A 12,782-nucleotide genomic window follows, 5' to 3' on the forward strand; every position below is an offset into this window, starting at 1 on the left:
TGACCTCATAGAAGGGAATACTAAAGCAGAGTTATAAAAATGTCAAGAGCGCTGCAATGATAGTATTGTCTGATCCAATATTTCCCCTTTCTGGATATCGCATTACAGAACAACTTTATTTTGGTAGCAAAACCATAGTTTATCGAGGTTTTAGAAAACAAGACCAGAAACCTGTAGTCATCAAGTTGATGCGGAATGAGTACCCAACTTTCCAAGAAATTGCTCAGTTTCGTAACCAGTACACCATCACCAAAGATTTGGACATTCCAGGGATTGTGAAACCCCTGAGCTTAGAGACTTATCGTAACAGCTATGCTCTAGTGATGGAGGACTTTGGCGGCCTATCACTTAAGGACTGGGGGCTAATTAGCAAAGATAGTAACGAATATGGCGCGGTTCTCAAAAGATTTTTTCACATTGCTATAGCGATCGCATCTACTTTAGAAAGTTTACATCGTAGTCGCATTATTCATAAAGATATCAAACCTGCCAACATCCTGATTAACCCTACTACACTGGAAATCAGAGTTACTGACTTTAGTATCGCTACTCTCCTACCAAGAGAAGTCCAAGTTCTCACAAATCACAATGTTTTAGAAGGGACGCTAGCTTATTTATCTCCTGAACAAACAGGTAGGATGAACAGGGGAATCGATTACCGCAGTGATTTCTATTCTTTGGGTGTCACTTTTTTTGAACTCCTAACCGGACAGTTACCCTTCATGACTATTGAGCCGATGGAGTTAGTCTACTGCCACATTGCCAAGCAACCACCAAAAGCAAGCGACATCAACCCTAAGATTCCCACCATTTTGTCTGATATTGTCAGCAAGCTGATGGCGAAAAATGCCGAAGACCGTTATCAGAGTGCTTACGGACTCGCATACGACTTAGAAATTTGCCATAAACAGTGGCAGGAAACAGGTAACATCACATCCTTTGAGTTAGCAACGAAGGATGTCTCAGATCGTTTTCTCATTCCCGAAAAGCTGTATGGTCGTCAACATGAAGTGGCAACTTTACTTGCTGCCTTTGAGCGGGCAACACAAGGAACGACAGAAATGATCTTAGTTACTGGATTCTCTGGCATCGGTAAAACTGCTGTAGTTAACGAAGTCCATAAGCCCATTGTTCGACAACAAAGTTACTTTATTAAAGGAAAATTTGATCAGTTTCAACGAGATATTCCTTTATCGGGCTTAGTGCAAGCTTTTAGAGATTTAATTGGGCAAATACTTTTAGAAACTGATGCTCAAATTCAACGTTGGCGAAGCAAAATTCTATCGGCGTTAGGTGAACAGGCTCAAGTAATTATTGATGTAATTCCTGAACTTGCAGAAGTCATTGGTCAGCAGTCAGAGGTCAGCGAACTTTCTGGTAGTTCTGCTCAAAATCGATTTAATTTGTTATTTCAACGATTTATCCAAGTATTTAGTAGTAAACACCATCCCCTAGTTATTTTTCTGGATGATTTGCAATGGGCAGATACGGCTTCTTTAAAATTCATCCAGTTATTGATGAATCAAACAAATTTACTGAATAAAAATCCTGCCGCGCCTGCTGCGGAAACCAAAGAGAATCTCTGGATTCCTGTTTTTAATGGAGAACCTTGGACGGGTTCTGAGTTACAGAGAAATAATGACGAAGAGCATAGCTTATTTCTCATTGGTGCATACCGTGATAATGAAGTCTCTCAAGCACATCCACTATCTTTGACAATCAAAGAGATTGAAAAAGTGCGGGGTAATATTACACGTATTTCCTTATCACCTTTAAATCAAACTAATTTAAATGCTTTAATTTCTGATACGCTACGTTGCCAAGAGGAAATAACTATTCCTCTCAGCCAAATGGTGTTTGTAAAAACACAAGGTAATCCTTTTTTTGCTACTCAATTTATTAAATCTTTACATCAAGATGGCGTAATTAAGTTTAATTTTGATGTTGCCTATTGGCAATATGATATTGCTAAAATTCAAGAATTATCTCTGACAGACGATGTCGTAGAATTCATGGGACAGCAAATCGAAAAGTTGCCCACAACGACACAAAACATATTAAAATTAGCAGCCTGTATTGGTAATGAGTTTGATTTGAAAACTCTGGCGATCGCTCACGAGAAATCAGTGTCAGGTACAGCATCTGACTTATGGGCAGCATTACATGAGGGTATAATTCTACCTCAGACAGAGCTTTATAAATTCTTCCAAGAAGATAATAATTCAGTAGCGATTTTTGGGAATAAGAAACCTTATAAATCACGAATAAATCATTGCCGCCAAGTTCCCACATACAAGTTTATTCATGACAGGGTACAACAAGCCGCTTATTCTTTAATCCCGGAGCAACTGAGAAAACAAATTCACTTAAAAATTGGATTGTTGCTTTTAGATAAAATCCCCGTCGCTGAAAGAGAAGACAAAGTTTTTCAACTGGTAAATCAGTTAAATGTTGCAGTGGAGTTAATCACGCATCAAAGCAAGCGTGACGAATTAGCCCAGATGAATCTAATTGCTGGACGTAAAGCTTTAGCATCAACAGCTTATACAGCAGCAATTAAATATTTAACGACGGGAATTGAACTACTGGCAGGGGATAGCTGGGAGAATCAATATCAACTCACTTTAGCTTTGTATGAAACAGCAGCAGAAGCAGCCTACCTAGCTGGTAATTTTGAGCGAATGGAATCTTTGATTCAAGTAGTCTTATTACACGCTAAAACACTGCTTGAACAAGTAAAAATTTATGAAATAAAAATTCAGGCTTATGGAGCGCAGAATCAAGCGATTGAAGCTGTCAATACTGCATTGACATTTTTAAAATTATTAGGAGTAGAGTTTCCAGAAAATCCCAGCCAGTCAGATTTTCAATTAGCAATGGCAGGGATTACAACAAATCTCGATGGAAAGCTAATTGAAAATTTAATTAATCTCCCAGAAATGAGAGATAAAAAATCACTAGCCGTAATCCAAATATTATCTAGTGCATCTGGTTTAGTATATCAAGCTGTTCCTCAACTGTTTCCACTGATTGTTTTAAAACAAGTTGAACTATCTCTTAAAGATGGAAATGCTCATTTATCAGCTTATGCTTATGTTCTTTATGGATTAATGCTTTGTGGCATTATAGGAGATATAGAATCTGGTTATCAATTTGGCAAACTGGCATTACGACTAACAGATAAATTCAATTCTGAAGAATTGAAAGCTAAAATAACAGAAATTTTCTACGCTACTATCAGCCATTGGAAAGAGCACACCAAAGAAATACTATCTCCTTTATTAGAAGGTTACTCTGCTGCATTACAAACGGGAGATTTGGAATTTGCCAGCTATTGTCTCTATACCCATTCTTATGCTTCCTATTTTATAGGAACAGAACTAACAGGATTAGCATCTGAAATGGCAAGTTATAGTCATGCAATATCACAAATTAAGCAAGAAAGGGTATTGAATTGGCACGCTATTTATAGGCAAACAGTTTTGAATTTAATACAAGCCAATGAAAATCCCTGTGATTTAATTGGTGAGGCATATAATGAGAAAATTATGCGTCATGTTCACCAGATATCCAATGATGGAACTGGTCTTGTATATTTACATTTTAATAAACTATTTTTATGCTATGTATTTGGTGAATTTAAGCAAGCGATTAAAAATTCTTACATAGCAGAAAATTATTTAGAAAGTGGAGTCGGAAATCACGTTTTTTCTCTTTTCTATTTTTATGATTCACTAGCAAGATTAGCAGTATACAATAATCTAATAGAAAGTGAAAAAAAGGAAGTATTAGATAAGGTACAAGCTAATCAAAATAAAATACAACATTGGGTGAAATATGCCCCCATGAATTATCTGCATAAGTTTTATTTAGTAGAAGCCGAGCAATATCGTGTAAAAGAGAAGTATCTTGAAGCAATAGATTGTTATGATCGCTCTATATCCCTTGCCAAAGAAAATGAATACATTAATGAAGAAGCTTTAGCTAATGAACTTGCTGCCAGATTCTATCTTCAATGGGGCAAAGAAAAAATAGCCCAGACTTATCTCACTGATGCCTACTATGGCTACAGTCGTTGGGGAGCAAAAGCAAAAGTTGATGATTTAGCAAAACATTATCCCCAATTACTTGCGCCCATACTCCAACAAGAAAAATTGACCTTGCAAGCCAGTGATAGAATTACGTCTGCTACTTATCAATCTATACCAGATAGGAGTATCCAGCAGACAGTAATTGGTTCTAAAACCAGTATTTCTGACTCTTTAGATTTAGCATCTGTCATTAAAGCTTCTCAAGCCCTCTCCGGGGAAATTGAGTTGGAACAATTACTTTCCACCTTGATGCAGGTTGTCATGGAGAATGCCGGCGCTTCTAAATCAGCGTTGATTTTGACTGCATCAGATACTTCAGAATTAGTAGTTACTACAGTGAGTCACAGTACCAATTCTGCTTCTGTCTTCACATCGTTTCCTGCAAACATTTTAGATTCTAGTTTCGAGCTTCCTGTGAGCTTGATTAAGTATGTCAAACGTAATGGAGAAATCTTTGTTATCGATAATGCCAAGACTGTTGATTTCTTAGCTAGCGATCGCTACATTCTTCGTGAGCAACCTAAGAGTCTATTATGTATACCTATTATCAATCAGGGTAAATTATTAGGAATTCTTTATCTAGAGAATAATCTGACAACAGGAGCATTTACACGGGATCGCGTAGAGGTTCTGAAACTACTCACGACTCAAGCAGCAATCTCCATAGAGAATGCTATGCTTTACAAAAATTTAGCACAAGCTAATCAAAACCTAGAAGATTACAACCATCGATTAGAAGAAAAAGTAGAAGCTAGAACACAGGAACTCAATGATAAAAATCACTGCTTACAGCAAACTCTCCAAGAATTACAACGCACACAAACTCAATTAATTCAAAGTGAGAAAATGTCCTCTTTAGGGCAAATGATAGCGGGTATTGCCCATGAAATTAATAACCCCATTAATTTTATTCACGGCAATATTGCCCATGCTAGTGAGTATGTACAAGACTTACTCAATTTAGTTACTATCTATCAAAGAGAATGCCCTAATTATTCTGATATTCTTGCAGAGGAATATGCACAAATTGATATAGATTTCTTAGCAGAAGATTTGCCAAAAATTCTTAACTCTATGAGAGTTGGAAGTTCGCGCATTCGTAACATTGTTCTGAGTTTACGTAATTTCTCTCGGTTAGATGAATCAGACATGAAGCCTGTAGATATTCATGAAGGCATTGATAACACCTTGATGATTTTGCATCACAGACTTAAAGAGAATAGCGAACGCCCTGAAATTACACTTATCAAAGAATATGCACAATTACCACTTGTGAATTGTTACGCTGGTCAACTCAACCAAGTATTTATGAATATTATCAGTAATGCGATCGATGCTTTGGAGGAGTCAGTCGTCAGTTATCAGTTGTCAGTTGGTAAAACAAATGACATGAACAACATGACAACTGATCATCCTACTATTCGCATTTGTACGGAACTACTAGGTTCAACCACCCTACGAATTCGCATTGCTGATAATGGTTTTGGGATGACTGAAGCAGTGCAGCAGAAAATCTTTGACCCCTTTTACACCACTAAGCCGGTAGGCAGTGGTACGGGGTTAGGATTATCTATTAGTTATCAAGTAGTCGTGGAAAAACACAAGGGTCAGTTAACCTGTTATTCAGCCTTAGGGCAGGGTACTGAATTTGTTATTGAGATTCCTATCTAATAGTAGAGTAACTATACTATGTTGTGAATGTTGTTGAGGCAGCCGTTGAATAGTTTTGACGCTGATGTTTTCCTGTGATTAACATCTTAACTCCGTTGGCAGGTGTAAGAGTAAAACCTTGACGCTGAGGACGTTCTGGTTTTCCATCTGCCAGTGCAAATTGATAACGTGATAGGACTGTTGCTAATACTATCTTCATTTCAAACATAGCTATAGCCTGACCAATACAACCACGTACACCACCACCAAATGGCATAAATTCATACTGGGAAAATTCACGTTTGAGAAACCGCTCTGGTTGAAATAGCTTTGATTCGGGATATAAATCTTCTCGGTGATGAGTCAGATAAATGCAGCCAACTACTGTTGTACCACTCTCTAGTCGATTTCCCAATAGCTCAACTGGTTCTTTCACTACTCTAGGTAGTGTTAACATGGCAACAGGGTTAATTCGCAAGGTCTCGTTACAGACAGCTGTAAGATATGGCAACCGAAAGATACTCATAGGATCAGGAGAATCATCGAGGCTATCTAACTCTTGGATCAGCCTTTGAAATACTTCTGGAGTTTGCAGAATCCAATATAAAGACCATGCCATAGCTGTCCCTGTAGTTTCATGTCCAGAAATCATCAAGGTGATCAATTCATCCCGCAACTCTTGATCTGACATGGAATTACCTGTCTCATCTCTAGACGATATGAGCAAGGAAAGAATATCAATACGATCAGAATTTATTTCCTGTCTGCGTTCAGCAATTTCTTCATAAAGCAGTTTATCAATTTTCTCTCTTTGGCGGACAAATCTTCCCCAGGGAGTCAAATTACCTAAATCTTTTTGGAGGAAAGGAAAAAAGAGGATACTAGAAGCCAATGGGGACTGAAATAATTCAGAAAGAAAAACTGGTAATAAGTGTTTGAATTGTTGACAACGTTCTCCCTCATAAAAACCAAACACAGCTTGTAAAATAACCTGCATCGAGATTTCTCGCATTGCTGTGAGAGCAGAAAAAGTAACATTCCGTTGTAGCTGACTAAAAAGGTTTTCAGTAATATTTCTGATTAAGTGGCCATACTCGCGCATTCTTTCCCCATGAAAGGAGGGCATAAGGAGTTGTCGTCGTTGCTTGTGTTTTACTCCTTCCAATAGGAACATAGAATTGTTACCCACTAAAGGATACAAAATTCTGTTTGCTTCGCCAACAGCTACTAACTTTTTTCTGTCATTGGCAAAGATTGTCTGAATTCCCTGAGGGTGGCTAACAAACACTACAGTGTCGCCAAAACCAATTACCTCTGCTGTAAACATATCAGGATGTTGCAGAGATGCTTTTTCCATGTATTCTACAGGGTCAGCAATCCATTGGAGTTTTTGTAGAAAAGGGTGAGTTCTTAGCGGATTAGGTCTCTTTATTTGATACTTCATAATAAAATATTGATGACTTTCTCAAGAAGCAAGTAATTCTAATTTCTCTGTTATTTGATAACGCCCCGAATGAGCATACCAATCTAGATTTCCACGTATCCATGCGTGTAATCCAGATATATACTTTGTAATCTCTGCATCAGTTTCTGCACTAAAAGATGCAATTTTTGATTCTAAATTTACAAGTTTCTGAACCTCGTGATTGTGCATTGCAGCAGCCGCTAACATGGCTTTTTCTAGAGGAATTTTTTGATGATGATGTATGACAAAAACTAAATTATGTACCTCACCGTTAGCTATTTCTCTGGGAGCGGAGAAAATATCATTCGACCAGGCAAGAATATTAATCGTCATTTGAGTTAGTTTTTTGAGAGTCTCATGATTTCTTAAAGAATAAGGAATCATTACTCTGTCACAGAATTCAATTAAGTTCAGACACAGAGCGGCTGCGGCGTTTGCACTACGGATTTTGATATAAGCCTCAACATCAGGAACTGATACATTGACGCGGTTATGAGCTTCTTCAATACATCCGTGAAAATAATCCTCGAAGTTACGTACAAAATGATGGAAAAATGTTATGCCTCCTCTGTTAATGATGCGATTTCTAATATCTCTTAATGCAAATCCAAGGGGTAGATCATCGGGAGTAAGTTCTGCTCCATTTAATATTTCTAGGAATCTGTTACACCAAGTTTTCAGTAACTCCGGTTTTTTTCCTAAGTCTGAAATATCACATTGATCGTCCCAAATAAATAACCAGCTTATTACATCATTGGCAATTTTTAATTCTTCCAGTTGACAATGAGGATAAGCGCCTGCTGTGAGTAAATAAAATTTAGCTTTTGAGAAACGTTGATATAACGATTCACTATCAATTAGTTTGAAGCGAATTACCCATTGAAGTGCATAGTCTTGTAGAAATTCAGAATACGGATTTTTCCTTTCGGGAAATGGGCAGTATAAATTTGGGAAAGTGAATTTTTCCATAAATCCTTTGTGTTTCCAAGAAATGCCAATTTAACTAACTTAATAACTAGAATCGTTGCTAATCAAACTAAGCTCTTTTAGTTGAACTACGCAGATGCGCTGCGTACAACTTACGGAAGAATTTGCCAGTCTGAAGGAATTGGCAAATCTTTCCGCAGTACAGTATTGCTATTGAGCTTTGGCTAAGGTGAAATTTCTGTTTTACAGCCTACGTGCTAGATGGAGTTCAGCGTAAGCATAATAGACTAGCTAATTAGAGGAAACGCCGAGGCGAAGACTCCTATAGCCAAGCTACTAGATTGCGAAGTTTCCCCAACTTGTAATCGTTAGCAGAAGATATGGAATAAACTTTTGACAAACCCTTAGTTCAGAGATTGAAAGCTCATCTTTTACTAAAGCTTATCCTTTCGTATCACTGAAACTTTAATGAACAGCACTTCATAAATCCGCATTTACACCGCTACCAAACAATGTAAAAACCACCAGTTATCACGTCACTTATATAACTAAGTGTGAGCCTGCCTTTAACTAAGTTTCAGTTATGTGTACTTTCTGGTAACTACTTAAGTATTCTTTTATATTTTCCTTCAAAAAAGAACTGTATTTTTATGTAATTACTAAGAAATCTTCTATCTTATTAATACATTGATGAAAATTATACTTAATACAAATTATAAGATTAAGTATGTGATGTATTTTCACCAATCGTTTTATCTAAGCATGACAAAAGAGTTCTATAACTATTTGGTTATTAAAAATTTTGTCAAATAAGCTGTGTATCAGCAGCATATTTACATACAATAATTAGTTATTTTAATAACTTAGCTTTTAGGCATATACAAGTAATTATGATGATATCATCACATTTCGGGATGATTAAGAAGAAATCTTTGACCGAACAACCAAATATGATGTTGATAAAATCCAGTATCTACAATATTTTCTATCGACTGATAGATGTATACTGGTGAAATCAACTATGTGACAAATAATACATTACAATAAATGTTCTATTAAGCCTAGTATTTATCATCCATAATGGTGGTGACAAATATGAAATCTGTATTGTACTTATACTAACTGAACCACTAGATATCCTATGTAAAAAATTTTGGTAATCTAGTATTCTTTATATTTATTTAAGGAAAATATTTACTTACTAAGGTTGCGCTGATGTTTGATTGATAGACAAATTCAAATTTTCAGCGATCGCCGACAAGTATGGTTGAAAAATTGCCAAGTCCTCCAGGCTGTCAAATTTAGCTTTTGATGAACTTGGGTTAAAGGATGTGTTAATTACGTACAGTTGTGTACCATCTGAGGTAACGTAACCTATATATTGCTCTTGCACACCACCTTCTGGCTTGAGTTTGACAAAACCATAACGTATTCCAGGCTGTTGACCGAAGCTTACTTCTTGTGGTGGATAGGTTGAGAAAGCGGTTTTGTCTGCGTTTTTAGCTTGGTGGTTTTTGGCAAAGGTATTGTATGAGTCCGCCACCCAGGCTTGGAGTGCTTTGACGAGTTGGCTTTGGGACTGAGGGTTTTGTAAATTGATTTGGGAACCTGGAGGGATACCAACTTCTGTTAGGTGCTTTTGAAATTCGGGATTGTTTTTTACTGGGTAAATATCAATCTCAACTGTACCCAATGTTTTACCTTGAGAAGCAACGCATAGTAAAGCAGTTTCTCCCTGACAAGGTAAGACTTGCCAATTGTTCGGTGCAGAGGTGCTGCGTAACAATCTTTGCCAAGTATTATCTTTTTTGAGATTGGCTGGTTTTGATGGGGTAGCAGTTTTCGTGGTTGTAGCTTCAGTATTAGGTTGTGTATCTTTATTTATAAAAAGGTTCGGGAAAGCAAACCTTGCTCCCACTGGGATGATAATGAGTAAAATAGTAGCAATTATAAGATGATAAACACGTAACATTTTTCTGATTGTCCCAAGGCAAAGATTGCAGATTAATTGTATCTACAATACTTTGTGAGTGTACAGGAATCTATGTGATATGTGTTGGGTTCAGGACGGTAAGAGCCGGAGTGTAGGCGATCGCAGGGACATTTTTATAGCGCTTCTCGTTTGTATGCTGAGGAGAGAAGCTGTGAGTCTTACTACCCTTACCTTGTAGGCTGGGGGTTAGGTCTGTATTTGACTCAATTGCAAGTCGCCATACTCTAAAGTCTTATAATTGAAGACCTAAGCAAACAAAAAATAATCCAGCAGATTTAATCTGCTGGAGATTCGACTATCTAAAGCTTGCGTTGCAGCAATAGGATTTAGTAACTACGGCGATTACCACCGCCGCCACCACCACGGTTATTATTGCCCCAACTACCGCCGCCACCACGAGGAGAACTTCTTTCTTCACGGGGTTTAGCTTTGTTGACTTTTAAATCACGTCCCATCCATTCAGCACCATCCAGTGCTTCAATGGCTGCGGTTTCTTGAGCTTCTGTTTCCATTTCTACAAAAGCAAACCCACGAGGACGGCCAGTTTCACGGTCGGTTGGTAATTGAACGCGGCTAACTTTTCCGTACTCTGCGAAGGCCAGCTTCAGGTCTTCCTCTGTAACTTGGTAGGATAAGTTACCGATGTAAATTGACATACAATGTCTCCGAATTCAGGAAATGTAGAGAGTTAAATTCGGAGAGATACTTTTTATAAATCAAAATGAGTCACTCAACCGAAAATAATTCTTATAGACTCAACTATAGCACAGCTCTTAAATGTTGGGAGAACTTGACACAGCATCATAAATTAGCGATTTATTGATGGTAATTTGTGGTTGAGACTTATCGATTTCATGTAGGTTTGAGGACAAACTTTATTACATCTCGTCAAACTGCACCAATATTTTTGCTATTTTCTGGCAAAGTTCTGTATGATAATGGCCGTTACTAGCCAGTAAACCACCCCATTGATTGATATCTCCGGTGTTGTACTGTAAAGGCGAGCCGTCAAAATGAGTAAATTGACCTCCAGCTTCGGTCAGAATTAACTCTGGTGCGGCTATGTCCCAGTCTTTGGGAGCAGATTTGCCAGACAGGGAAATGTAAAGGTCTGCTTGCTGTTCTAAAATAGTGGCTATCTTGCAACCTACGCTACCCACAGATTTTTGCTGCTGACAGGGTAAATTTTCTAGTAGGTAGTTTAACTTTTGATTGCGGTGAGAACGGCTGACAACTATCTTGAGATCCTCTAATGACTTGGTTGTGCTGTTGAGTGATAGTTGTAAAGTCTGGGAATTGTTGCGTGTCTCTACAAATGTACCACTATCTTTGATAGCGAAATATAATTTTTCTGCTTCCGGTATTGCTACCACCGCTAAAACTGGTCGATGTTCTTTGACTAAAGCAATATGGACTGCGTAATCACCTGTTTTTTCAATAAAACCACGGGTTCCATCTAAGGGGTCAATAATCCACACCCAGTCAGTTTTAGTTTTTGTATCTTCAGATAATTCTGATTTATAGGTTTCTTCACTGACATAGGCAAAATCTTCTTGTCCTAAAGCAGCCTGTAGCTTTTGTAAAATATATTGACTGACGGTGATATCGGCAATGGTGACAGGCTCATTCTGCTTATACTGTATGTTGAGATTTGAGTCTTTGGCTGTGCCGTGATAATAGGATTGTAATATTTCGGCTGCACCCCAACCCACAGCGCGAGCGATCGCTAATATCTCTTGTAAGTCTTTCATTTCACATCCATCCAACGGCGTGTACCAAAGAGTCTACAAGCATCAGCCGCAATTTTGGCTGCTTGTTCTAGTGCTTTAGTAAAACTTTCTTGTAATATATAGTGGCAAAAAGCACCGTGAAAAATATCGCCAGCCCCCAGGGTATCGACTGCTGTAATCTTCGGTACAATCACAGTACCACGTTCACCATAACTTAGATATTCAATTGGCTGTTCGCCGTGGGTAATGGCAATGTGGGGAATGCCTAAGTTATGGAGATAAGCAAAAACTTCTCCGCTAGAACTACATTTAGGGGGATAAAAGTTAGCAGAACAAACGGCGTAATCAACGAATGGTAGGATTTGCTCAAATCCAGGTTTCCAACTACCGCCATCAATTACTACAGGGATACGACTCGCTTTAGCCATTTGCGCGATGACATACCCCACAGTCATTTGATGCCCATCAATCAGCACGATATCAATATTATGTAAAATATCTGGTGGGATAGAGTCACTACTAACTTGATTTTTGACAGCATTGATCGAAATGACAGCCCGTTCCCCCGTGGCTTGGGTGACAATAATTGAAGATACAGGCGGTGGTGTATTAATAGTAGGATCAAGGTCAGCGATCGCTACTTGATATTTGGTTAAATCGCTACGAATTAGTTGCGTCATCGGATGGGAACCAACTACACCCAAAACTTTGGCGTGATTACCCAAATAACTAAAAGTCACAGCCGCGTTAGTGGCAGGGCCGCCTGCTGCTACAGTGTAGTCAGTCGCCACTAATTTTTGATTATTTTTAGGGGCAGACTCAGCCAAGTAAATTAAATCTAGTGTCACCAAACCCACGAATAGAGAGTGATTTGTCATTTGTTAGAGACGCGATTAATCGCGTCTGTACAATTTTCAGAGACGTGA

At 38.1% G+C, this 12,782-nt stretch carries 7 protein-coding genes; 1 reads left to right on the forward strand and 6 read right to left on the reverse strand.

What is annotated here, in order from left to right; all coding sequences use genetic code 11:
* Nucleotides 1-56 precede the first annotated feature (56 nt).
* The gene (locus ACM5QX_RS01405) at nt 57-5,762 is read left to right on the forward strand and encodes an AAA family ATPase (protein ID WP_414752061.1); all 5,706 of its coding nucleotides are present in this window, start codon (nt 57-59) and stop codon (nt 5,760-5,762) included.
* 16 nt (nt 5,763-5,778) lie between these two features.
* On the opposite strand, the gene ACM5QX_RS01410 is transcribed toward ACM5QX_RS01405, so the two are convergent.
* The 6 genes from ACM5QX_RS01410 to ACM5QX_RS01435 all read right to left on the reverse strand — a co-directional run bounded on the left by ACM5QX_RS01410 (nt 5,779) and on the right by ACM5QX_RS01435 (nt 12,734).
* A complete protein-coding gene (locus ACM5QX_RS01410) occupies nt 5,779-7,185 on the reverse strand; it encodes a cytochrome P450 (RefSeq protein WP_414752062.1) in 1,407 nt (468 codons plus the stop codon).
* 21 nt (nt 7,186-7,206) lie between these two features.
* A complete protein-coding gene (locus ACM5QX_RS01415) occupies nt 7,207-8,175 on the reverse strand; it encodes a terpene synthase family protein (protein ID WP_011318775.1) in 969 nt (322 codons plus the stop codon).
* 1,159 nt (nt 8,176-9,334) lie between these two features.
* Entirely contained in the window at nt 9,335-10,105 is a 771-nt protein-coding gene (locus tag ACM5QX_RS01420; RefSeq protein WP_414752063.1) for a hypothetical protein, read from the reverse strand.
* Nucleotides 10,106-10,452: 347 nt separating this feature from the next.
* Nucleotides 10,453-10,782, reverse strand: a complete 330-nt coding sequence (locus ACM5QX_RS01425) for an RNA recognition motif domain-containing protein (RefSeq protein ID WP_011318777.1) — start codon at nt 10,780-10,782, stop codon at nt 10,453-10,455.
* A gap of 222 nt (nt 10,783-11,004) precedes the next feature.
* Nucleotides 11,005-11,877, reverse strand: coding sequence for a 3'(2'),5'-bisphosphate nucleotidase CysQ family protein (locus tag ACM5QX_RS01430; RefSeq protein WP_414752064.1), 873 nt, complete (start codon nt 11,875-11,877; stop codon nt 11,005-11,007).
* Nucleotides 11,874-12,734, reverse strand: coding sequence for a sugar kinase (locus ACM5QX_RS01435; protein WP_414752065.1), 861 nt, complete (start codon nt 12,732-12,734; stop codon nt 11,874-11,876). The genes ACM5QX_RS01430 and ACM5QX_RS01435 overlap by 4 nt, the downstream gene beginning before the upstream one ends.
* Nucleotides 12,735-12,782 lie beyond the last annotated feature (48 nt).

It is taken from the genome of Anabaena sp. CCY 9910, assembly GCF_963920875.1.
GTDB classification, from domain to species: Bacteria; Cyanobacteriota; Cyanobacteriia; order Cyanobacteriales; family Nostocaceae; genus Trichormus; species Trichormus variabilis.